Origin of the sequence: Methanosarcina sp. Kolksee (assembly GCF_000969945.1) — an archaeon.
GTDB lineage: Archaea > Halobacteriota > Methanosarcinia > Methanosarcinales > Methanosarcinaceae > Methanosarcina > Methanosarcina vacuolata.
Genome location: NZ_CP009524.1, coordinates 2,810,266 through 2,833,994 on the forward strand (window position 1 = coordinate 2,810,266; position 23,729 = coordinate 2,833,994).

At 38.7% G+C, this 23,729-nt stretch carries 17 protein-coding genes and 1 pseudogene; 11 read left to right on the top strand and 7 right to left on the bottom strand.

The window, feature by feature from the left end; all coding sequences use genetic code 11:
• The first annotated feature begins 13 nt into the window (after positions 1-13).
• From rsmA to MSKOL_RS11630, 3 genes are all read left to right on the top strand, one after another.
• The gene (rsmA, locus tag MSKOL_RS11620) at positions 14-850 is read left to right on the top strand and encodes a 16S rRNA (adenine(1518)-N(6)/adenine(1519)-N(6))-dimethyltransferase RsmA (RefSeq protein ID WP_082091244.1); all 837 of its coding nucleotides are present in this window, start codon (positions 14-16) and stop codon (positions 848-850) included.
• 65 nt (positions 851-915) lie between these two features.
• A complete protein-coding gene (locus MSKOL_RS11625) occupies positions 916-1,524 on the top strand; it encodes a HemK2/MTQ2 family protein methyltransferase (RefSeq protein WP_048156386.1) in 609 nt (202 codons plus the stop codon).
• Between the two features lie 818 nt (positions 1,525-2,342).
• On the top strand, positions 2,343-3,707 hold the full coding sequence (locus MSKOL_RS11630) for a nitrous oxide reductase family maturation protein NosD (protein WP_231592206.1): 1,365 nt from the start codon (positions 2,343-2,345) through the stop codon (positions 3,705-3,707).
• Between the two features lie 274 nt (positions 3,708-3,981).
• Here MSKOL_RS11630 and MSKOL_RS11635 read toward each other — a convergent pair whose 3' ends face one another.
• Positions 3,982-5,223 carry a multidrug effflux MFS transporter gene (locus MSKOL_RS11635; protein WP_231592207.1) on the bottom strand — a complete coding sequence of 414 codons (1,242 nt, stop codon included), beginning with the start codon at positions 5,221-5,223 and terminating at the stop codon, positions 3,982-3,984.
• 215 nt (positions 5,224-5,438) lie between these two features.
• Here MSKOL_RS11635 and MSKOL_RS11640 point away from each other — a divergent pair, with 215 nt between their 5' ends.
• Complete coding sequence (locus MSKOL_RS11640) at positions 5,439-6,218, top strand: alpha/beta fold hydrolase (protein ID WP_048158330.1); 780 nt, start codon at positions 5,439-5,441, stop codon at positions 6,216-6,218.
• Between the two features lie 58 nt (positions 6,219-6,276).
• Positions 6,277-6,912 carry a LysE family translocator gene (locus tag MSKOL_RS11645; RefSeq protein ID WP_048156394.1) on the top strand — a complete coding sequence of 212 codons (636 nt, stop codon included), beginning with the start codon at positions 6,277-6,279 and terminating at the stop codon, positions 6,910-6,912.
• A 317-nt stretch (positions 6,913-7,229) separates the two neighbouring features.
• Here MSKOL_RS11645 and MSKOL_RS11650 read toward each other — a convergent pair whose 3' ends face one another.
• Positions 7,230-7,586 carry a DUF3303 domain-containing protein gene (locus MSKOL_RS11650; RefSeq protein WP_082091117.1) on the bottom strand — a complete coding sequence of 119 codons (357 nt, stop codon included), beginning with the start codon at positions 7,584-7,586 and terminating at the stop codon, positions 7,230-7,232.
• 1,245 nt (positions 7,587-8,831) lie between these two features.
• The gene (locus MSKOL_RS11655; protein ID WP_048156400.1) at positions 8,832-9,326 is read right to left on the bottom strand and encodes a hypothetical protein; all 495 of its coding nucleotides are present in this window, start codon (positions 9,324-9,326) and stop codon (positions 8,832-8,834) included.
• A gap of 1,128 nt (positions 9,327-10,454) precedes the next feature.
• Between MSKOL_RS11655 and MSKOL_RS20240 the strand changes: the two are divergent.
• Positions 10,455-10,692, top strand: a pseudogene (locus tag MSKOL_RS20240) (IS5/IS1182 family transposase); the annotation flags it as partial.
• A gap of 332 nt (positions 10,693-11,024) precedes the next feature.
• Here MSKOL_RS20240 and MSKOL_RS11660 read toward each other — a convergent pair.
• The 4 genes from MSKOL_RS11660 to ileS all read right to left on the bottom strand — a co-directional run bounded on the left by MSKOL_RS11660 (position 11,025) and on the right by ileS (position 18,126).
• On the bottom strand, positions 11,025-11,237 hold the full coding sequence (locus MSKOL_RS11660; protein WP_048156404.1) for a hypothetical protein: 213 nt from the start codon (positions 11,235-11,237) through the stop codon (positions 11,025-11,027).
• A gap of 1,203 nt (positions 11,238-12,440) precedes the next feature.
• The gene (locus tag MSKOL_RS20760) at positions 12,441-12,641 is read right to left on the bottom strand and encodes a hypothetical protein (RefSeq protein ID WP_052725432.1); all 201 of its coding nucleotides are present in this window, start codon (positions 12,639-12,641) and stop codon (positions 12,441-12,443) included.
• A gap of 1,604 nt (positions 12,642-14,245) precedes the next feature.
• Positions 14,246-14,878, bottom strand: a complete 633-nt coding sequence (locus MSKOL_RS11670; protein ID WP_048123948.1) for a 6-hydroxymethylpterin diphosphokinase MptE-like protein — start codon at positions 14,876-14,878, stop codon at positions 14,246-14,248.
• Positions 14,879-14,949: 71 nt separating this feature from the next.
• Positions 14,950-18,126: an isoleucine--tRNA ligase gene (gene ileS, locus MSKOL_RS11675; protein ID WP_048156409.1), complete on the bottom strand. Its 3,177-nt coding sequence runs from the start codon at positions 18,124-18,126 to the stop codon at positions 14,950-14,952.
• Positions 18,127-18,179: 53 nt separating this feature from the next.
• Here ileS and MSKOL_RS11680 point away from each other — a divergent pair, with 53 nt between their 5' ends.
• The 5 genes from MSKOL_RS11680 (at position 18,180) to MSKOL_RS11695 (ending at position 22,836) form a co-directional block, all read left to right on the top strand.
• Positions 18,180-19,238 (top strand): site-specific integrase, encoded by a 1,059-nt coding sequence (locus tag MSKOL_RS11680; protein ID WP_082091118.1) that lies wholly within the window; start codon positions 18,180-18,182, stop codon positions 19,236-19,238.
• Between the two features lie 174 nt (positions 19,239-19,412).
• Complete coding sequence (locus MSKOL_RS11685) at positions 19,413-19,895, top strand: hypothetical protein (protein WP_048156415.1); 483 nt, start codon at positions 19,413-19,415, stop codon at positions 19,893-19,895.
• On the top strand, positions 19,895-20,056 hold the full coding sequence (locus MSKOL_RS20250; protein ID WP_156151069.1) for a hypothetical protein: 162 nt from the start codon (positions 19,895-19,897) through the stop codon (positions 20,054-20,056). The genes MSKOL_RS11685 and MSKOL_RS20250 overlap by 1 nt, the downstream gene beginning before the upstream one ends.
• Positions 20,057-20,223: 167 nt before the next feature.
• Entirely contained in the window at positions 20,224-21,453 is a 1,230-nt protein-coding gene (locus MSKOL_RS11690; protein ID WP_048156418.1) for a hypothetical protein, read from the top strand.
• A gap of 408 nt (positions 21,454-21,861) precedes the next feature.
• On the top strand, positions 21,862-22,836 hold the full coding sequence (locus MSKOL_RS11695; RefSeq protein WP_048156421.1) for a hypothetical protein: 975 nt from the start codon (positions 21,862-21,864) through the stop codon (positions 22,834-22,836).
• Positions 22,837-23,729 lie beyond the last annotated feature (893 nt).

Below are 23,729 nucleotides of genomic sequence, written 5' to 3' on the forward strand. Positions count from 1 at the left end.
AGGAGGTTTCAGTCTGGTTCGTTCTCTTCTTAAAAAATATAATATAAAAGGCGGCACTTTTGATCAGCATTTTCTGGTCGATGCAGGCTATCTGGACAGAATAGTGGCTGCTGCTGAGCTTGGGCCTGAGGATGTAGTTCTTGAAATCGGTGCAGGTATCGGAAACCTGACTGAAAGGCTTGCAAAAAAGGCAAAAAAAGTAATCGCAGTTGAACTTGACCCTGTCCTTGTAAGAGTTCTCCATGACCGTTTCGATAAAATCGAAAATATTGAGATTATTGCAGGAGATGCACTGAAAATCAAGCTCCCAGAATTTGATAAGGTCGTCTCTAACCTTCCCTATTCCATCTCTTCAGAGATAACTTTCAAGCTCCTTCACCATAAATTCAAACTTGGCATTCTCATGTACCAGTATGAGTTTGCAGCCCGGATGGTTTCCTCGCCCAATTGCAAGGATTACTCGCGCCTTACGGTTGATACCTGTTATTTTGCTGATGCCTCTATTTTGATGAAAGTCCCAAAAAACGCTTTCCAGCCGGCACCTGAGGTTGATTCTGCAGTTATCAAACTTGTTCCCCGCCCTGCACCATTCGAAGTCAAAGACCAGGCTTTTTTCATGGATTTTGTGGCCGCAGTCTTCAGCCAGCGCCGGAAAAAACTGAGAAATGCGATTCTGAACATGAACCATGTACTCAAGATTCCCAGTATTAAAGAGGTAATTGCCCAGCTCCCAGAGGATATGATGAGCAAACGTGCTGAAAACTTGACTCCTGAAGAGCTTGCAAAAGTTGCAAATCAAATAATTGATTTAAAGACATCACTTCTTGCGAACGAGTTAAAAGGACAGTAAAAAACCAAGAACACTGAAAAACTAAGAACAGTAAGAAATCAAGAATAATAAAGAACTCGAAAATTATGGTTGAAATTGAATACAGAAAAGCCCGGATAAAGCTCGGGGACACGGACCTTGTCTATGAGCCTGCAGAAGATTCTTTTTTACTTGCCGATGCCGCTCTTAAAGAAGCAAAACCAGGAATGCGGATTCTTGAAATTGGAACAGGTTCGGGTTTTGTATCTTCTGTACTTCTTGCAAACCTGAAAGAGATTCGTCTGGTCGCTACGGAAATCAACCCCCATGCCGCCCGCTGTGCAAAAATGAACGGCATAGAGGTTATTCGTACTGATCTTTTCAGGGGGATAAAGTCCAAAAATCCTGAAACTCTTTTTGACCTTATTCTATTTAATCCGCCCTACCTTCCGACTTCTGAAGAAGAAAAAGTTCCAGGCTGGCTAAATTATGCTTTTGACGGCGGGATTAGCGGAAGAGACACTCTGGAAAAGTTTCTGGACGAAGTAAGAGATTATCTCAAGCCTGGAGGAGAAATTCTTGTTCTTATCTCTTCCATTACTGGGTTGGATGCCGTTAAGGAGAAAATGGAGACGCTGGGGTTTGCAGTTGAAGTTGTAGCGAGGAAAAAGGTTTCTTTTGAAGAGCTGATCGTTGTTAAAGGTAAACTTTTGTGACCAAGTCTACCTCAAAACTAATATTAGTTTAAAATTATAAATATTATAGTTTTTTATTCCGTTTTACATTTTGGAGACTTTTTGAGATTCTTTGAGGCCATTTAAGTTCTTTTAAAACATTTTGATACTTTTTGAAACTTTTTATTACTTTTTGAGACATTTTAGGACATTTTGAGACTTTTTGAGACTTGTTGGGACTTTTTATTACTTTCTGATCTCCAGATTTTCTCTCTAAATTGTGCAAAACAATAAAATTTTAATTATATTGAGATAATTTTTGATTTATGGAAAAAGGAAACATCGCAATAGATAAGTCAATGGTAAAAACGGTTGTGGATTCCAAAATAATAATTCTTTTACCAAGGGTTTTGGTTGCCCTATAAATTAGGAAAAGTTATTGAAATAATTTTTAAAAGTTAATTTAAATTTTGGTTGCCCCAGAATAAATTAAAAAGTGTCTAACATTTTAAACCTTAAACGATGACCAATGAAGAGATATTTAAAAACAAGGAAGTAGTTAATATATAAATTATTAATTTCATCTGTATATTAACAAATGATCTTCATTAAAATCAATAACTGTTGGCTTAATTTTATCTTACTTTAAGCCGGAGTGACTATGTAAAGTTTATGGGGGTTTAGTTCTGGGAATCGCGCTTATCGAAGATTATCATAACAGATGGAGGTTCAGTGCTGCATTTGTTACCATCTTATTTCTATATTCAGCAGGTGTTGGAAGTGCAGAGGTTATTTATGTAGAACCCGGCAATTCAATCCAGGCTGCAGTAAATAACTCTACATCCGGAGATCTACTCATTGTGAAAGATGGGGAATACCAGGAGAATATTATTGTCAATGTTTCAGGGATAAAGATCAGTTCGGAGTTTGAGACCCCTGAAAATGTGCTTATAAGGGCCAGAAATGAAAATTCCAGCGTGTTTCAGATTAAAGCCGATAACGTAACTGTCAGCGGCTTCAATATAACTGGTTCAGATGAGGCTTCCAACATTTCTGTTTCCAGCATCTCCAATATTTCAGGTTCTGCAAATTTTTCCGAAATGGGCGGTAATTCCAATAACTCCAATAACTCCAATAACTCCAATAATTCCAATAACTCCAATAATTCCAATAACTCCAATAATTCCAATAACTCCAATAACTCCAATAACTCCAATAACTCCAATAACTCCAATAATTCCAATAATTCCAATAGTTCCAATGATTCAGAGAGTACCAATCCTGGGAAGGCTTCCGGTTCAGGGCCAGATAAGCCTGTTTACCAATGGGATGGATTAGGTTGTCCTGCAGCAGGGATTTGCCTTGAGCAGGTTAACAACTGCACAATTGAGAATAACACGTTTTTCGGAAACCAGTACGGGGTTTATTTGCAGGACTCCAAGAACAGTACAGTCTTGAAGAATACTTTTTTCCGCAACGGCATCTGGCTTGATGAAGGGTGCGGCAAAAACCTGCTGATAAATAATTCTATTGAAGAGAGTAAATTCATTATTGGGGCTAACTGCTGGGACAATATAATGTTCCAGAATCGGGTTTCAAACGGTGAAGGAATAAGTATTGCCTGCTGTGGCGGAAACAATCTCGTCTCAAGGAATGAAATCGTAAACTGCAGTAATGGAATTGACATCTATGACGTTCAGGCAAGGACCGTTCTACGTGACAACATTATTATAGGCTGCGAGAAAGGGATTTATCTAACTTTTGTCTTCGATTCCAGAGTTTATAATAATACTATCTCAAACGGGACCACAGGCATTTTTCTAAGAGAGGACTGCCACGATAATGAGCTGTCTAACAATACAATAACAGCGAGTAACGAATCTGGCATTTACTTGCTGGACTACAGTGCAGATAACCGCATTTATAACAACTACTTCAATAATAGCATAAATGTTAAAGCCGAGAATACTAAAGGAAATATCTGGAATACGACACAGTCGCCAGGGACAAACATCGTAGGAGGACCAAACCTGGGAGGAAATTTCTGGGCAGATCCGGAAGGAACCGGCTTCTCTCAGGTCTCAAATGATTCAAACTCGGATGGTATCTGCGATTTGCCATTCCAGATTAATGGAAGCGATTTTGATTATCTTCCACTTGCCAGACCTCCTTTCGTAACCGGCGTGGATCTTGAAGTCACAATCAGAATTCCTGAACCAAAATAATGCCACGGACATTTCCATTGAAATTTACAGAGAGACCCCTAATTTAGGAACCATGATCTTCAGGCGGTCAACAGACAGTAGTTCCGAATAACCAAAGTTCTGAATAACCAAAGTTCTGAATAACCAAAGTTCTGAATAACCAAAGTTCAGAATAACCAAAGTTCCAAATAACCAAAGTTCCGAAGCTCGCAGGTGTCATTCCGGATAGAGACCGTCTTTGTACCCATGTATCTGTGCATATACACAGAAATAAAGTTTTATCGCTTGCCTATGTTCAAGCAATTCCCCTTACCCCTCTTTTCTGTATAATAAACCATGCTGCAAACACCAGAGCTCCGCAGCCTACAGCAGTGGTTCCGAGCACAGGGATCTTATCCGCCCATTCCAGAGAGATGAACCACATACTCACAGCTCCAAAGGTGAAATACGTGAAAATCAGCAGGGAAGAAGCTGAACCTATATCCCGGTCAACCTGTTCCAGCACAAGGTTATTGCTGGGAGGACGGCTTAAACCCAGGGAAAACGAAACCATAAACATGGGAAGAGCAAAGCTCCAGGGACCATGTTGTCCCATAAAAAGCAGGAAAATACCACCCAGGAAAACTCCCGCAAATGCGATTGTCATCAAGTGCTTTGAATTCACCCTTCTTGTTAACCGAAGGCAAGAGAAGGCCCCACTCATAATGGCAAGGGCATTGAAGGCAAAAAAGTAGCTGTATTTTTGCTCGCTAAGGCCAAACTCGTTAATATAGATGGCAGAAGAACCTGCAATGAAACTAAACAATGGGAAAAAACTGACTGACATGACTAGAACCATGATCATATACGAGGGATTGAGCAGCAATCTGCCGTAGGTATTCATGACCTGAGATAAAGGAGCTTCAGATTCTTCTGGCAGTGTTTCAGGAAAACGGAGAACGCCAAACATTGCGATAATTCCCATGAATGCCTCCATTAAGAATATCCAGTGCCAGGAAAGATACAGAAGGATCCACCCGCCAATGATCGGAGCAAGCATGGGAGCAAGGCCCATGATTACAGCAATATATGCAAGAATTCTTTCCCTTTCCGGACCTACGAAAATGTCTTTAGTCATTGCCATGGATATAGAGGAACCGGCAGCAGCTCCTGCAGCTTGCAGTATACGAGTACCTATCAGCATGGGTGCACCGGACACAAAAGCACCTAGTAGGCTTGTAACTATGTACACTGCAAGCCCTACAAGGAGAGGACGTCGACGTCCATAACGGTCAGAAATCGGGCCGTAGAAGAGAAGGAAAAGCCCATAGGTCACAAAGAAAAAAACCAGGTTCAGATTAATTAGCGATAGAGAGACGTTCCAGCTTTTGGCCAGAGAGGGAAGGGCCGGTAAAATCATGTCTGTGGTAAGAGGAGGAAAGGCAGACAGAAGTGCCAGAAGCGGCACTGTCACTTTCAAATTTTTTTGTATTTTCTCTTTAGAAGCGTTTGTTTTTTGTTTGAAAGCCATAGCTAAATCCTTTATCATTATTGACATTAGAAGGTTATTAATGGAAGTTATTAATGGAAGTTATTAATGGAAGTTATTAATTCAAAATATGGTTACATATGCAACTATGTCGTGTGAATACCGAAGGAATATAATTGTATATAACAATTACGATAGTAAAAATGAAGCCCGGCAAATTTGACACCCTTTTATAATAAAGTCAAAAAACAGAACTGGATACTATAATGAAAAATTATATAAACATGAATAAGTTGAGAAAATACGGAAAACCACCTTTTGGTCTTGCTGTAATCCATGGCGGCCCGGGAGCTCCGGGGGAAATGGCACCTGTTGCAAGAGAACTCTCCGATTTTGGAGGCGTACTTGAACCGCTTCAAACCGCAGTAACCGTTGAAGGGCAGGTCAGGGAGCTCAAGGAAGTTCTGGAAGGTCACAGCGACCTGCCGGTTACATTAATTGGTTTTTCCTGGGGTGCAATGCTCAGCTTTATTTTTACTGCCCGGCATCCCCACCTGGTAAAAAAGCTAATACTTATCGGGAGCGGCCCATACGAAGAAAAATATACTGAGTGCGTAGCGAAGACCCGGATAAACCGGCTCGGAAAAGAAGACCTGGAGAACTTCATTCGCCTGACCGAAACCCTGAACGATCCTTCAGCTAAAAACCGGAATGAAGCCCTGTGTAATTTTGGGAAGTTAATCTCGAAAGCCGATACTTATGATCCGCTTCCCCATAAAGATGAGGTGCTTGAGTGCAACTACGAGAGCTTCAAAGGCGTATGGGAAGAAGTAAGTGAACTGAGAAGCCAAGGAAAACTGCTCGAAATCGGAAAAGAAATTCGCTGCCAGGTAGTTGCAATTCATGGTGACTATGACCCCCATCCTTTTGAAGGAGTTAGAGACCCTCTTTCCGGGGTTTTGAAGGATTTCAGGTTCATTTTGCTGGAAAAATGCGGGCACAAACCCTGGATCGAAAGGGAAGCAAAGGAAAGGTTTTACAGTTTACTGAGGAACGAAATTTAAGTAAAAAAGAAAAGCGGGAATAAGGAAAAGTGGAAAAGAGAAAAACAAAAAAGGAACAGTGAGAATCTTGATAGAACAGTCTCAGTTAATATATTTTATTGCAGCCTCTGCGGCACTTACGCTTCTTCCGGGCCCTGATATTCTATTCGTAATTACCCAGAGCATTTCGCAGGGCAAGAAAGCAGGAATTGCAACAGCCTCCGGCCTCTGTACAGGCGTACTCGCCCATACTACGGCAGCCGCACTCGGAGTTTCCGCCCTTGTATATAAGTCTGCTCTTGCTTTTGAAATTGTAAAATACGCTGGTGCAGCTTATCTGCTCTACCTTGCCTGGCACGCCTTAAAAGAAAGTGAAGAGCTAATATCTTCGGCTCCTGTTAGGGAAACCAATACCTTTACCCTTTACAAGCGCGGGATCTTTATGAACGTTTTAAACCCAAAGGTTGCCCTCTTCTTCCTCGCCTTCCTGCCCCAGTTTGTAAACATAGATTCGGGAAACGTCCCGATGCAGATGATATTTCTGGGAGTCATTTTCATGGTTCAGGCCTGGCTGATCTTTTCCGCTGTATCGGTTTTTGCCGGAACCGTTGGTGAGAGAATAATAGAGAAGCCGGGAGTTGGCAGGTATATCAACTGGGGAAAAGCAGGAATTTTCACGTTTATTGGGATAAAACTTGCATTGACTCATAAATGAACCGGAAATCAATGAAAACACACATGAAATCCTTCTAATCACAGGAATAAAAAATGAAAGTACTTGAAAGAACTTTCATGCTAAATCATGAAAATTAATAGTGAAAGCTGGTCGTCGTTAAAAAAATTAACATTGACGTCTTTTAATTGCGGCTGGCTTTCTGGCAGAAACAAAGTTAGAACTGAATATCATTAAGAGAATCTACAAAAATACAGTTAGAACTGAAAACATTGAGTTTCACTATTCAAGCTCAACTACTCAAAAATTTCAACAATCATATATGGTTTTCATTTTTTTAAGTAAAGAATATCCATACTTTATTGAGAATTATCTGGCCTGCTCAATCTTTCAATCTGGTATACTGTGGAATTTTTAAAATCTTCGGCCTCTATGACAGGAAACACATCAATCTGGCATAAATCAGTAAATGGCAAATTATAAGCCAGATAATCTTTAACAGTTTCTACATCAAATAGAGTTATTACACGTCCTCCTCCTGCATCAAACCACTGGTTAATAATCTTCAACCCATCTGGAAAAACCGTATTTTCGACCTGTTCCCATCGTTTAAATAGCTCTATAGTATTCTTAGGGTCAAAGGTTGTTATGTCTAATAATAACATATTTTTATTTCCTGATCTGGTCTTGTAATCTATATGTACAATATAGCGCATTTAACTTATAAATATTTTGTAAACAGATAAATGATTATATTAAAGAGAGAGTCGCAAAAGTCCAAAATTAACTAAAATCCTGCTTTCGGCAGGTGCGACATAAAAATCCATTCAATTTTTCTAGTGATATCGTTTTTTAGAACTTTTGAGATTCATTTTAAATCAAAAATTACCAAATATTAACCATAACATTCTTAATATATATTAATAATAAGTGAAATAAAAGACCGCCACTGCCAGATATATAATTCGCATGATACTGGTTTTTAAGTGAACCTGTAAAAAATAACAATTAAAAATATTTGAATATTATGACGTGCTTGCTGCCGAATGTAGATAAAATTCAGCCGACCATATCATAGCAAATAAATTTCATAATTTTATATAATGCCGATTTATGAAATTGAAGTTCGATGACTGTATGTAATTAATTAGAATCTCTAGACTTTTACAACGCTCTCACTACATATATAAAACTCAGATTTCTTCCAAAATATTAAATAAAACTACATATAAGATTAATAATAACCCAATCAGACTTTTGATAGAAAGGTTTTAATATCTATACGGCATATTAACTGTATATATAATATGGGGGTGATGATGGTGGCACAATCAAATAAACTTATGAAATATTTAGTCCTCGGTGTTTTCGTAGGGATGTTACTGGTTTATCTTAAGTTTAAGAGAGTAAATATTGAAAAATAAGTCCCAAAGGACTTTATCTATACATTTTTTAAACTGAAAAACTTTATTTTCTTAAAATATTTTAACTCATAACGAGCGGATCCCAAAACGCAAAATTGCTTCTCTGAATATCGTATTCTGGATTATTAATAAGAGCTTCTGATCCTGAAAAAATAATTCTAAAACTCTTATTAATGTGGCAATAAAATTAGTTTTGGGATGAGCTCAACAAGTAATGTCACTGAAAAATAACTAAGCAAGATGTGTAGCTTTGAAAAAGCTATCCTCTCAGACTACGACTCAGTTCCAAAATCAAGTGATAAAAGTAAGTGTAACATCACTATATAAATCCGCCCTTCCGCAGGTGCGACAAGAAGCTATACTATGAATTACGTTACACTACGAGTTACTATTCTCTTTAAGGAATGATTCAAGTATAACATCAAGGTATTTGTTGCCAAGAATCATTATTTAGATACTGAAATTACGGATCAATTCCTGAACTGCAAATTTGAAGTTATCTTTTTATTATTCCTAAATTACAACTATCTATCAGCCTTAAAACCTCAAGCCATCATCGGTTATTGTGATATCGTAGTTTCCAACAAAAAAGGTATCATGCACATTTACACCGTTTATGGTTTGCCTGGGAGTATCGTTTATTTCCACAGTACGGTCAGTTATATGAATTTTCTTTCCTCCTACATAGAAAACTCCGCTCACTGCTACATATCCGTCTTCTGTGATTTTAGCATTGAAAATAACATCACCGTTTTCCCTTTTTGTTAACGTGATCCCATTTTCGGTCTCGATTTCTCCCTGCACATCAAAGTTTTTGTTAATTTGAGTGAGCTTGTTCCTGTCGATTTTTGCTATGAGTTCTGAGTTTTCATCCCTGATCTCGGTTGTCAGAGTAAGGTTGCCATCGGAGTTTTCCAGAGTAAACAGGTATGTTCTGTCTCCGGTTTTTATATCTGTCTGATATGACACCATGTATGCCTGGTCTGCATAGACGTTTGATCCCAGAATTAGCATATAATCGTCGTGAGTCATGTGATTTTCGCCTGTGATTTTATGTATCTATTTACTAATATGATTATATAAAACGCTTCTTAATCAACTTTTATTGTGGAAAACGGAACATCTTAACAAAAAGATATTCATGTGTCTTCGATTAAGTGAGAAATCATGACAAATTGCGTCAATTTTCATAACATTTATTGAATATGGTAATAGACTGGGAAATGGAATATGGTATTGATTTAATGTAAATATTCCAAAATTTAAGGCCGGCTTCTAATGCAAAATCGATAGTTTTCAGGCAAGAAAATTCCTTAACCGATGACCAATGGGCCCTATTTGTTCCCTTTAAGAGGTAGGAACTTCGGAAGGAGCAACAATGGCAAAGAGTGTAAAAGATTCAGTGAAAAGCGAATTTCAATCTGCAAAGGATTGAATAGTGGTTCAAACTTTGCCCTGATCCAAAAGAATGCTAACTTACTGATGGTGTTTTCTTGTGTGAACCGAAGCAAACTCACGAATGTAAGGTACTCAAAGACACTGATAGGTGAGAGGCTTACAGACAGTAATGTCAGTTGGCTGTCATCAAGAATCACAAAATCAATTATGCAAATAGCTGATGCCTGATACAGAAAAGGTTTGAAAACACTCAAACCGTATGAAAGGAAACTTTCAAGTACGGTTCCTGGGGGAGAAATGAGGAGTAATCCTCCCGATTTACCCGACAAATAATTTAAGTACTTCAATAAACTCTCATAATATATCAGTATAAACTCAATTTTATATATTAATAAGTATTATATTTAGTTGGGCATCTGTGTACTCTTCATTTAAACACCCTCCATCTATCTCCGTTCCTCCTCTCTAAAGACGGATGCCCTCTTTCTTCTAAAACTTTCTGAATTCTTTGCAGAGAAATATATGCATGAAAAACAAACTCAGCCCCTTTAACTTTTGTTTTACTCTTTTGATTTTTTCTCTTTTCTTCGGACCTTCTCCTTTTGACCTATTTCTCCTTCCTTCTTACTCCTTTTGACCTTCTTTTGGCTCTTCGTTGTGGCTCTTCGTTGTTTATGCGGATATCCTCGTAATGTCTTCAGAAAAACCAATGCGGTCTTGAATTGAAAATCGTCTTATCCCCAGGGAATGACGGAGAGCCCATATAAAAGACTAGCAGCGAAATTTTTAACTGTGTGGGGAAATTGGGGGGACTTAAGCCTATTAGATCTCTCATTGTGGACATACTTAAAGTGACCAAAAAACGTCCAATATGGAAAATTTACACCGATATACGATGGGTTCTGTAAAAGTATTGTTCTTTAGCTGTATTTTTGACAGGAAAAATTACTGCGTTCTTTATTAGTGATAAAAAGGATTAGAACACTTGGTTGAGAGCTAAGAAAAAAAGCACCATAAAATAAAAGTAAATGAAAGTGCCCAAAATTAAATTGTTTGAGTTCTTATGTAATTAGTTTTTCAACTGAATTATTAGTTCTGGATGAATAAAATGAGACTGGGCTTATTCGTTAGTCCTTTCTTATGAGTGACGGTTAATTGCAGGAAAACCTTTCAATACGTTTCAGGGTTCTGATGCAATCAAGGTTCTCCTGCTTAGATATCCCGGCGGAGGATTGTACAAATGAGCCCACAATCGGTTTTTATGTCTTTATAGATATTTATTTAACCTGTGGTTAAATTGTCAGCATTCAGCTATTGGCCTAGCGATTGCTTTTAGCAGTCGCCCCACCAGCCGTCACCACAGCCGCCGCCTTTAATCTTACAGGCACGAACTGCTGTTATGCAGCAAGCCTCTTTCTCCTTTTTGCATCCACAACCACAGCCGCCCCAGCCGCCACCAAAGCCGCCAAAGCCGCCAAAGCCGCCCCAACCGCAGCCGCCGCATCCACAACCATCGAACTTTTTAAAGAATGGAAATCCTCCCATATAACTACCTCCAGATTTTATATTTTATTGTTTTATGCTTTTTAGTTAATTTATACAACTTTTTACATATCGGAGCAAATATATTTTTTAGACTGAAGTATATTTCTCCAATCAAATTATATATCGACTCGCCAACTCTACTGTTATTCCTGACAACCGTATTTTGGTCTGTCTTCGCGTAAAGAGATGCAGATTTAATTTCAGTTGTCAGAAAATACAATTTATAATATAATTGTAGATTATATAAGCATAATAGAATAATATGTCCTTAATATTAAATAGTCATTGAAAAAGCTGGGAAATCATGCTCGGTAAAATGCGTTTAATTTTACGTTTAATTTACGAATTTTAGTTCCTTTAATTTATATAAAATCAGGATTTCAAGCTTCCAATTAAGGATTTATTCAAAAATATAGTCTCTATGGCATAAAGAAATTATATTATCTAATTATAACCTTTTTAGAGGTTTAATACATGTGTATTTAGCAGACGAAAATACTATTACTTATCTGATTTTTGAACTTTAATACTCTAATGTGTTTATAAAAAAGTAAATAATTGAGAAAGTTGACTGTTTCTTCTAAACACTTAATTTTCGATTAAATTATTTCTAAAACTGAACTAAAAAACTACTCTGAAGCTGTAATCTAAAGCTGTAATCTGAAGCTGTAATTAGGAAAACAAGATGAGACTCTATTGTTGAGTCGTGTTGAGTCAACCGCAAAATGTCGTATAAAACCGGTTTCAATTATTCGAAATTAATGAATCCTTGATGATTGACTCAACAGTATTTAACACTATTATATGATTAGCAAGTAGGTAATATGAAAAGTCAGGATAGCTTGTGAAAAAGCAAATTAAATGCAGATCCAAAAACAGATCTGCAAAAATGCTCAGAATTATATTGTTTAAACTCTTATGCGACTGGTTTTTCAATTAAACTGCGTTAATGCTGATGAATAAAGAGAGATGGGCTCATTCATTAATCCATTTTAAAGGATACCGATTAGTTGCAGAAGAGGTCTTTGAATACATCTATAACTCTGATGCAATCAAGATTTCCCTGCTGCTATATCTGGAAAAGGGCTGTATGAATGAGCCACCACTGGTTTTATGTTTTATATTTGTCTATTCAATCCATGGTTCGATTAGTCAGCATTCAGCTAGTGAAATCGCTAGAATCGCTAGTGAAGCAATTGCTCTTTACCACCAGCCGTCAAAGCCGCCGCCTTTAATCTTACAGGCACGGACTGCTGTTACGCAGCAAGCCTCACGCTCCCTTCCGCAGCCGCAGCCGCCGCCCCAGCCGCCCCAGCCGCCCCAGCCGCCGCCGCCGCAGCCTCCGCCACAGCCGCCGCAACCATCAAATCTTCCTTTTCCAAATAATCCAAATCCTCCACCCATAATATTTACCTCCATATTTACTATATTTTTATAGATTTTTTATTATTTTCTTTCTAGTTTTTCGTATAATGTTTTATATATTAGGGAAGATATAATTTTAGATTCGAGTACATGTTTCTCCAACCAAATTTTATATCGACTCCCCAACTCTATAATTACTCCTGACAATCACGTTGTAACCTATCTTCACTTAAAAAGAAGCAGATTTAACTTTAATTGCCAGAAAGTACAATCGATAATATAATTGTAAATTATATAAATCAAATAGAATAATAAGTTCTTAACACTAAATAGTCATTGAAAAAGCTGGGAAACCATGCGCTGATGAATCATGTTTAGTTTTATATTTAATTTATGGAATTTGAGTTTTTAAATCTCTCGAGAAATCAGGACTTATAGTCTGAAATTTAATATTTATGCAAAAATAAAACCTGGATGGTATAGATACGCCATATTCTCTAATTATAATCAATTTGGAGGCTCAAAGCGTATGCATTTAGTAAAAGAAAATAGTACTACTCATTCTGTTTTTTAACTTCTCCACTTTTGAAGATTAAGACTAAAGTAAAATATTCCTAAAATAAATTATTCTTACAAAATAGTGAACTTTTGATTTAATTAGCCTGAATAGAAATCCGCTTTCAAACACATGAAGCTTGTAGTTGCTAACTTGCAGTTAATAAAATGCATAGCTATCAATTCAAGACAATTAATAAGAAGTTATCTTTCTATCTTGAATTGACAGCTATTTTTATTCATCCATACTTAACATTTCACGGGCTCAACGATTGACCTGGCGATTATTCTTAACACCAATCGCCCCAGCCGCCGCCCCAGCCGCCGCAGCGGCGCCAGCTACGACGCCAGCCCCAGCCGCCGCCCCAGCCGCAGCCACCAAACCATCCACACATTATATTTACCTCCAGGATTTTGCTATGTTATTTTATACTTTTCAGATACTATACAGGTAGGCTTTTAGATTAGAGAATTACACGCTCTAATCAAACTTTTTCACCCACCCCCAATCATACTTTCATGGCAACTTTTTAGAAATTATTAGAGTACTCATTTCCTTTTAGAGAGAAACAGTTCTCCCATGTTCTCCCATGAAAGTACAATTAAACATATAATTAGAAATTATATAAAAGATCTAGAATAACTGTTTCTGAATATAAATAATCTATATAAAATTGAAGAAACCCTCTATCAATTAAACAAGCTTACTTTTGAATTTACTCTACAATCTCTAGTTCTATAAAAACTCTCAATAAATCAGGAATAAAAATCTGTAATTGAATATTCAGCCAAAAAATATTACCTCAATAATCTCTATCAGCTCTATTTCCTGGCTAAATCCAATTTAAAGCCTGAAAATAACTGAATTTTGTTGAAAAAGTAGTATAACTCTTTTTAGTATTTAACTTTATAACTTTAGTCTTTTTATTTTATGCAAAATATCAATATAAAGGGCGACCATTAAATAGGATAATTTTTTTGATTCAGCTTATGAATAAAAAAAATATAATTTGTCAATTTATTGTCTTTATACTAGTTTCAGTAAGTGAATTGGCACTTTCAGTTAAAGTGTTTTCTTTTTAAAAATCTCAGATCCCTATCAGTTTCTTTGCCCATTTCAATTTCTTTTTCTTAATCGGGTTTACATTGTTATCTTCAAAATCAAAACCTGCTAGTCTGATTTTATTAGCTCCAAATTCCCTGGCTACAAAAAAACATCGGTCTCCATCACTGAAGCCGCCAAAATTATAGATATCATCAAAAGGCTTTGCCTGGGTAGTTGCAATAAATCGTTTAAAGCGGGGAACATATTTCTCAAGCTTATCGATATTATCCCCATGCGCATGAATAAGGACTATTGAGCCCTTTTCACAGGCAAGGATCTCTTTTTCGATATCAGCTTCGGAATTGCCGTCAAGGTCGGTACAGATGACCTCAGGCACTATGCCCATATCCATTAGTACAGCAGCGGCTCCATCGGCTGCAATTACCGTAAAAGCAGAAAAATTGATTTCCAAAAGGTCACTCCTGAGCCCTGGAGCATTTCCACAGACCAGGACAGGCTTTCCGGAAATTACTGCTTTGAGTTCAGACAGGCTGACCGTGTTTTCTTCTGTTAGCTTGTGGGAAAGGAAGAGAGCTGCCTTTTCATCGCCTTTTCGGTCGAACCCGAAATCCTCAAGGATTCTTTCGTAAATCGGTTCCCAGGTAGCAAAATCCATATGAATCAGTTTCCTTTCCGTTTTATAGGTTGAATTCAAAATTTCTTTAGTTTTCAACTCTTTTTAAGAGTTTATTTTTTTGCAATTCCCATCTTCATGGCAATGCCTTCGACATCCCAATCCTTTACAAGGGCTCCGGAAACGTCGATATCACTGCCAAGGTCAAGGATATCGGCTCTTACTTCTTCTGCAATCAGGTCTTTGAGGGTTTCAACAAGTTTCAGGACTCTTTCATCTTTGATCTGGACTGAGGCACGGATGTTTTCATCCACTACAAGGTCAAGTTCTTTCCGCATGTCCTGAAGCCTGCGAATTACTTCCCTTGCATACCCTTCAGCTTCCAGTTCCGGAGTAAGGTTTGCGTCCACATAGACAAGACCGGCATCAGACTCTGCACTTGCTGTACCTTCTGGCAGAGTTTCTTTGAAGTTTGCCATACCCGGAGTAACTGTAACTGTTGTTCCGTCTGCAAGGGAGAGTTCAAACTCACCCGCCTCGGCAAAGGCTTTCTTCAAAGCAAAACCGTCAATTTTCTGCAGGGCAGGAATGACTTTTCCTGCATCCTTCTTAAACACAGGACCTATTTTGCTCGGGTCAGGGATTACTTCAAGCCCAAGTTCATCCCAGCTCTCACCAACTGGCGTCAGGACAATTGCCTTGGAATTTGTCTGATCCATAAGGACTGAGTGCAGTTTCTCGACAGCCTTTGCTGAATCCTCATTTTCAGGGGAAACAACTATTCGGGAAACAGGCCACCTGAGCTTTCTTCCTGCTTTCTGGCGGGCGTTTGAAGCAGCTTCCACAATAGAACGTGCAGTATTCATGGCCGCTTCGAGTTCAGGGTCAAGATAGGCTTCATTGACTTTTGGCCAGTCGCACATATGAACCGATTCCAGTGCATTCGGGTCTACATTTCTCATAAGGTTCTGATACATCTCTTCGGCCAGGTAAGGCATAAAAGGAGAGATCAATTTTGTAAGGGTTACGTAGACTTCATAAAGCACGCAGTAAGCTGCAAGCTTGTCAGGGTCATCAGCTTCAGTCCAGGTTCTCGGGCGGATAAGCTGAATATACCAGCGGGAGAGGTCCTCCAGAGTAAATTCAAGAATCTCACGCACTGCCTTATGCAAAAAGTACCCACTCATTGCTTCATCTACGGCCTTAACAACGGACTGAACTCTTGAGAGAATCCACCTATCCTCTTCTCTGAGAGCGTCTTTTACGGAATCAAGGCTAACCTTAAGCGGATCAAAATTATCAAGTGCCATATAAGGCAGCGGGAACCTGAAGACATTCCAGAGGATATTGATTGAACGATTAACGGTTTCTACTTCTTCCAGGTTAAATTTAAGGTCATCCCAGGGCGCACTTGAAGAGAGCACATAGGCACGCAGGGTGTCAGCTCCATATCTGTCGATGATCTCAAGCGGGGAAACAATGTTTCCAAGGCTTTTGGACATTTTCTTTCCGCCGGCATCAAGCGTAAAACCATGCATGAGTACACTCTTGTAAGGAGCTTTTCCGAAACCCACCATGCTTGCTCCGAGCTGGGAGTAGAACCAACCGCGAGTCTGGTCATGTCCCTCAGTGATAAAGTCAGCAGGCCACCATTTATCGAACTCCTCCCTGGTCTGAGGGAACTTCAGGGTAGCCCAGGAAGCAACAGCCGAATCAAACCAGACATCGAAAACGTCTTCAACACGTTTTTTCTCTCCGCCGCACTCACAGGGGATAGTTAGTTTGTCCACATAGGGGCGGTGAAGTTCAACATCGCCGACTATTCCGGATTTTTCCAGCAGCTCGGCTTTAGTTCCTACTACCTCAAGTTTTCCGCATTTTTTGCACTTCCAGACCGGAATCGGAATTCCCCAGTAACGCTGCCTGGAAATGCACCAGTCTCGGGCACCTTCTACCCAGGTCCTGAATCTGGCTGAACCTGCCCAGTCAGGGTACCAGTCTACGGCATCAATTGCCTCAAGCATTTTGTCCTTTATCTCTGTAACCTTGAGGAACCACTGCTCGGTTGCAAGGTAGATTATAGGCGTTTTGCAGCGCCAGCAGTGCCCGTACCTGTGAGTAACCGTTCCTTCTGCAAGCAGCCTGTTGCGTTTTCTCAGGTCTTCAATAACGATCGGGTTTGCCTCTCTGACGTTCTTGCCCGCATATTCCCCGGCTTCTTCAGTATAGGCACCGTTCGGGCCCACAGGGCAGAGGATTGGAAGGTTATACTTCACGCCAACGTTAAAGTCATCCATACCATGCCCTGGGGCAATATGTACACAGCCTGTGTTTTCTGCAGTTACGTAATCGGCAAGATAAATGCCATGCTTTATCTCATTCTGCACAGGCACCAGGTCCCCAACAGGGCTTTCATACTCAAGTTTCGTCAGGTCTTCCCCGAGCATTGTCTCAAGCACTTCGTAGTCAACATACCTGCCCTGTTTAAGGACGTTCTCGATCAGGTCGGTAGCTGCAATCAAGATCTCATCAGAGCCGTCCTGCCTGATTGCCCTGAATTTCGAATATTCAAAACCAGGATGTACGGCTACAGCTACGTTTGCGGGAATTGTCCAGGGGGTTGTTGTCCAGATGACTATGAAAGTATTTTCTTCACCTTTGATCTTAAACTTCACATAGATTGAAGGGTCTGTCCTCTCAGCATATTCGACCTCGGAGTCTGCAATTGCAGTCTCACAGCGAGGGCACCAGTTGACTGAACGTTTGCCCACATCCAGGAGGTCTTTCTCACTGGCCTGCTTGAGGGTCCACCAGGCAGCTTCAATGTAATCGTCTTTTAAGGTCATGTAGGGGGCATCCCATTGCATCCAGACCCCTAACCTCTGGAACTGTTCAGTCATTTCCTGCTTCTGGTTAATGGCAAATTCCTTACATTTCTCAATAAAATTCTCTACCCCGAAGCTCTCAATGTCCTTTTTGGACTTGAAGCCGAGCACGCCTTCAACTTTGACCTCAATCGGCAGGCCGTGCATATCCCAGCCAGGACGCTCGAGAATATTACGGTTATTCATGGAGTAATAGCGAAGAATGGAATCTTTAATGATCTTATTCCAGGCAGTTCCCAGGTGGATATGTCCGGTCGTATACGGAGGACCGTCAACAAAAAAAAGTCTTTTTCCAGTCTTGCGGTGCTCTCGGGTCTTTCGATAAGCATCGCTATCTTTCCAGAGCTGCGTTATCTTTTTTTCGATTTGCTCTGCGTTGTACTTGGCAGTGATTTCTTTTATCATAGAAGGACACCAAATGTGACATCTTTTATAGGATATAGTTTATATATCTAAACATGGGGAATGAATTGATCTTTAATGAATACTTGCAACGGTTAGAGGATGATGGATTAAGTAAACGAACATTGGATAATAACATATTCATATTAAAACCTTTTATCAAATGGCTTGATGGACAAGAGATTACAGACAAAACTGTTTTGGCTTACCTCAGATCACTAAAGCCCAAAAACTATAGTGATAGTACATTGTACCAATACAAAGCTGTCTTAAAAAAGTTTCTATCCACTATATCACCCGAAGAGGCGCGTAGTATAAAACTCAAAGTAAAAAGAAGAGAACCGCCCGTTATTTTATCACAGAAGGAAATAGAACAGCTTATAGAAGCATGCAGGAATCCAAGGGATAGAGCACTAATATCTTTTTTGTATGAATCAGGTTGTCGCAAGGGTGAAATGGTATCAATCAAAATTGAAAATGTGACCTTCACTGATTATGGGGCGACGGTCATAATTCCAAAAGGGAAGACGGGAAGTCGTACAATACCTATTGTATATTCAGCATCTTATCTTAGACAATGGTTAGAAAGTCATCCGACTAAAGGACAGAGTGACCCATTGTTCTGTTCTCTTCAAATGCCCTTTAACCAGATCTCATTCTCAGGGCTTGAGCATTTATTCAGATCTTTAAAGGAAAGGACAGGCATCAAGAAGAAAATATACTGTCATCTGTTCAGACATACTCGTGCGACACATATGGCGACCAAATACACCGAACAAGAAATGAAGAACTTGTTAGGATGGAAGCCAGGATCCGAGATGGCTGCAACCTACGTACACCTCTCACAAAGGGACACCATAGACGCAGTACTAAGAGAACATGGATTGCAAGTGACCAATCCAGATAAAGACACTTTTAAAGTAGGTAAATGCCCCAGGTGCAAAGAGATTAATCCTGAGAAGTCTCTTTATTGCGGAAAATGTGGTCTACCTTTAAATAAGGAATTTGAATATAAAACTGATGCAGATTTTAAGGATGCTTCTGCAAAATTAATAGATTTCAATGATCCTGACGTAAAAGCTCAGTTAATGAAATTCCTAATGGAAAATCAGTAAACTGAGGATACGAAAAAAGAAAAACAGGTTAACTTATTTTTGCATTTAAATCTCGTAGAAATTATCTGTTTTATATCTAGATACAGTCTAAAAAGCTTAATATACTATTACTGCTTTAAAATTTTTATTAACTACCGAATTGCTAATTTTATTAAAATAAAAGGAAATAAAAATATGAGAAAATTAAGCAGTAATTGTTCAGAAATTTTTAATAAAGGAATCGACGGCTTCATCAATGAATTAGCGTCAGACACAAAATCCGCATATAAAGAGATCCTACGTAAAGATATCAGTGACAAATTAAACTTAAAATCAAATGCGGTACGTTCTTCTTTAAAAATTCTAACTGGTTTAATAGATGATGCTTATAAAGATTTAAGCAGGTTGGAAGTAAGTTCAGAAATTATAAGCATGTTGTACGAGTTTAATATATTATACCAACGTCTGGATTGTCTACTTAACGTGCTCACGTTTATTAAACTGGCTGGATTAGACAAGTTAAAAATAGTTCTTTGTGGGACTCGGAAAATATCAGCGAGAAGCGATTCCTATTTTAAATGCGTTTTAGGTTATTATAGGGGTAAGTATCGGCGGATAATTACAGCTAGTGATATGAGTTTTATTAATGCCTCTTCTGTCTGCGGAGGCGAAGCTTAATGCAGGCAACCTCTAATTTTAAACCTGAAACTGTCGATGCCTTCAGGCAGATTTACGAAGATCATAAGGAAAGTATCTGTTTTAAAGCTAAATTCGGGAATGCTGTAGAGAAGGCTTTCGCGAAGACTATTTTAGTAGTTGCAGGGGTTGATAACCCTTGACTACGCGAGCAGTTGACATAACCCCTGATCCTTGTGACATAATAATATACTTCACGAGAGGATCTATTTTTGGAGATTCCTATAGCCAGTTTAACCACTCTTACTTGGCCTATATAGAATAATGCGGAAACCGTGTCGGAGGGGTTATTCTGTCTGTTTCCGCTAGTTTGGATTATCTTAAGAATCCTGCTGGTTTACTTGACAAACTCAAAAGCTCAAGTGCAAATATCAGTGGATCTACATGGAAGTTAAAAGATCTTGTTTCAGGTACATGTAATAAGCGTAAACTGGAATTCAAAAGGAAAAAACCTGAAGCTCCTTTTAAAGAAATAGAGTTTGGAAAAGATCTTAAAGAAATTCCTAAGTGCTACCTGCTTTTAGTCCTTAGCTTCGTTGGATATCTTGCAGGTACTTCTACATGTAATTTCAAGATTGAAGGTAGGAAAGTCTCAACAGGTGAGCTTACTACTAAATTCAAGCCCTATATTCATAGGTGGACTGAGGTTTATCGTAAGAGCATTATAGCCAAATTATACCAGTTGGAGGAAAATATAGGTAAAGAACAAAATAATGTAACTATGATTACATTAACAGTTTATCAGCGCGGTATGGATCCTATTACGTGCCTTCTTAATCTTATGCGGGCTTACCGTTGCTTAATGGATGTAATGCGTAAGAAGTATGGCAAAGTAGATTATTTTTGGATGCTGGAGCCGCATAAAACCGGATATGCACATATGCATTTAGTCTATTGGCGTATCCTTTCAGAAGGCGAACAGGATCATATACGTAAGATTTGGGAACGTAAGTATCAGGCAGGTAGAGAGGGTATTGGGATAGGCTTCTCTCTTCCTAAAGCGTCTGAAGACGGGATTTTTGAAGACGGCTCCATTGCTAAAGTCCGTTCATATCTACTCAAATATCTTTCAAAAGGTCTCTATAAGGAATGGAGCCCTGCTGAACTGCTTTTCAATGCTGTTTTATGGAAGACAAAAACAAGAATGTGGGGCTGCTCTCGAAATTTCTCAAAAATAATGAAGCCTGAAATACAAGAGCGTGAAGATTGGGAATGCTCTGAAGTCTGGCTATGTGATACTGACGAAGATGAAGAGCCTGACCTGGTATGGAGTAAAGAGCGTAAGGAATCCGGCTTGCTTGGATCTGGCAAGAATTCAAAGTCTCTGGTTGACTGTGATAAAGAAACTTCTCACCATAGCGTTTATACTCAGCCTAGATGTGTTTCTATGAAAGAATATGATAATTGGTTATTAAACGAGATATTTAAACAAGAAAGAGCCGAATTGTTAGGAATATACGTTCCTTTCTGGAAGCGTCACAGAAGAGTGACTATTGAGGAGAATCGCCAGAAATTATCACGTTTGTTGAATTCTGCATAAATCCATTGAGATTTTCAGGGGTACTGAGAAATTAATGTTTAAGAGAGAGTTGAATTAGTAAGTTAAGCCCTAATTCTACCGAACGTATCATTTTCCCTCTTTCATTCCCCCTTTCGCATTCAGCCGGAACATGGGGAGCGGGCTTTTCATGCTTGCGAGGTGAAACCGTCCCGAAGGGCGCAAGCTTGAAATTGCCCGCACCCTATCCGGCTTGTGCGGAAGTGGGAAAGTGAAATTCTGAATGTCTCAAGCGAGTAGTAGCTGAAGAATTCTATCGGCGATATAATATCCCTAGGCGCATCTGTTAGAGGATTATTCCCTCACACAGCGTTACCTATTTCTCTATATCATATTTAATTGGAACTAAATCCGAAGTTTAATATATGTCATGATAATTTTAGAGAAGTAATGGAAGACCATGAATTAAAAAAATCAGAATTAATTGAATTTGCTATTAAATTTAACGGCGAAGCCGTAGAATCAAACGAAATGAATGCTAATGAACTTGCAACCTCTTTGTTGGGGTTGTCTAATACAATAGAAGAAGCAAATTCGATTATTAATGGCTCTGATTCTAAGATATTCGTAAAAGTACATGGTTCTTTTAGACCTGGGTCTTTTATTGTTGATATCGCATCTTTTCTTAGTCCAAATATCATTCAAACTGTTTTTGATTCAGGCACTATTGCTACGACTGCAAATGTTACTCAAATCTTGGGTTTTGTGGGTACTTTCGCATGTGGTGCCAGTGTTGTCGCACATCGAACACTTATTCGGCTATATAAACAAACAAAAGGTAAAAAAATCCTTACGAAAAAATCACTGGATGCAGATAATTGTGAAATCACAGTGGAAGGTGGCGACGGTCCGATAACAGTAAATGTTAATATAGTTAAATTATATGAAAGCAAAAAAATACAACAAGCATTAGAAAATGTAGTTTCACCACTTGAGAATGAGGATATGTCAGATATCACTTTTTTAATGGATGGAAAGGAGCAGGAACAAATTTTAAGAGAGGAAAGAAGCTATTTCCATCATACAGACACAGATATTATTGAAGAAAAAGAATATACTGACTATTTTTTAATAACACAATGTAATTTTGAGGGTAAACAAACGGGATGGCGTTTAAGTTTTGGTGATTCTTCACAATCAAAAAATAAATCCTATGACTTTCCAGTAAAAATATTGGATGAAAACTTTCTGCATAAGGTTTTGCGAAGAGAAATAATCATCAGCAATGAGGGAACAGTAGTAATAGAAGCAAGATACCGGAAAATAACACACCGAGCTGAGAAATTAACTGTAAGTTGGGAAATATTAGAGGTTTTGAATACTGATCCACCTAAACATGAAAATAAAAAATTGGATCAATTCTAATTTTAAAATTTAAAAGCCAATGACCTTGACCAAGCTTGTTATTTATTTTTTATAATCTCAGCAAGCTGAACTCCAAAACAGTCTCGGTTAAATCATACCTTTAAGGTTAACTCCCTCTTAACTTTATATCCCGCAAAGCACTCCTATTTATTTTTAATCGAAAAGCCTTAACTCTATAAGTTAATTTAAGGATCTAATATCGTTAGGCCAAAAGATATTCTCAGAAATAAAACAATCCCGTATAAATTTCTTGATACTTTTTATTTCCTCTTAGATAAACACTATGCCCTGTCGCCTTAGGCATGTACCTGTTCTCAATAACGGGTTAACGATAGGGCTGTTATACATGATCTAAGGTACAAATCGGGGTTCTAGAGTTTGAGAACGTATGGCTTGGGCTGGCGGGTAGTGTCTCAATGATGGGTATAAGGGTTTCCTAATACCTACGTATGGCTCGCGGTGGTATCAGTGGGCAGTTGGTATTAGGTGCGGGTGCTAAGGGTCTAAGACCTGCCGCATGGCTTGGGCGGTGCATGTGGGTAGGCTGGTCTTGTTCTTTGCGTGTAAAGACTGGATGAAACTTTAGGTATATCTCTATAGGTTTTCCTAAAGCTGGATTCTTTGTCCGGTCTTTCCCTGCGGGCAGGGTAGCAAAAAGAGGTATTTTTCTTAATCCTTTCTAGATTTGGTACAGATTGATTGCCTAAATTGGTAAAAGAGGAAGTTAAGCCGGAGCGGGAGGGAAGGCTTGCCTTCCCTCCTTTCAAAATTTAGTTTATTTGTATCTTTCTAGTGAGAAAAAGAGTGCTGTTGACTATTCTTTGTACATCAACAAAGTTAGTTTGTAGAAACTTTAGTAATCGGGAGTAATTGGAAAGTAGTAGCAACTTCCA

Bases quoted from the DNA above. Each gene is read 5' to 3' on its own strand.
- MSKOL_RS11635 (WP_231592207.1), bottom strand. From the start codon at position 5,223: ATGTCAATAATGATAAAGGATTTAGCTATGGCTTTCAAACAAAAAACA.
- MSKOL_RS11680 (WP_082091118.1), top strand. From the start codon at position 18,180: ATGGGGAATGAATTGATCTTTAATGAATACTTGCAACGGTTAGAGGAT.
- MSKOL_RS11625 (WP_048156386.1), top strand. From the start codon at position 916: ATGGTTGAAATTGAATACAGAAAAGCCCGGATAAAGCTCGGGGACACG.
- MSKOL_RS11660 (WP_048156404.1), bottom strand. From the start codon at position 11,237: ATGGGAGGATTTCCATTCTTTAAAAAGTTCGATGGTTGTGGATGCGGC.
- MSKOL_RS11670 (WP_048123948.1), bottom strand. From the start codon at position 14,878: ATGGATTTTGCTACCTGGGAACCGATTTACGAAAGAATCCTTGAGGAT.
- MSKOL_RS11695 (WP_048156421.1), top strand. From the start codon at position 21,862: ATGGAAGACCATGAATTAAAAAAATCAGAATTAATTGAATTTGCTATT.
- MSKOL_RS20250 (WP_156151069.1), top strand. From the start codon at position 19,895: ATGCAGGCAACCTCTAATTTTAAACCTGAAACTGTCGATGCCTTCAGG.
- MSKOL_RS20760 (WP_052725432.1), bottom strand. From the start codon at position 12,641: ATGGGTGGAGGATTTGGATTATTTGGAAAAGGAAGATTTGATGGTTGC.
- MSKOL_RS11655 (WP_048156400.1), bottom strand. From the start codon at position 9,326: ATGACTCACGACGATTATATGCTAATTCTGGGATCAAACGTCTATGCA.
- MSKOL_RS11685 (WP_048156415.1), top strand. From the start codon at position 19,413: ATGAGAAAATTAAGCAGTAATTGTTCAGAAATTTTTAATAAAGGAATC.
- MSKOL_RS11640 (WP_048158330.1), top strand. From the start codon at position 5,439: ATGAATAAGTTGAGAAAATACGGAAAACCACCTTTTGGTCTTGCTGTA.
- ileS (WP_048156409.1), bottom strand. From the start codon at position 18,126: ATGATAAAAGAAATCACTGCCAAGTACAACGCAGAGCAAATCGAAAAA.
- MSKOL_RS11650 (WP_082091117.1), bottom strand. From the start codon at position 7,586: ATGCGCTATATTGTACATATAGATTACAAGACCAGATCAGGAAATAAA.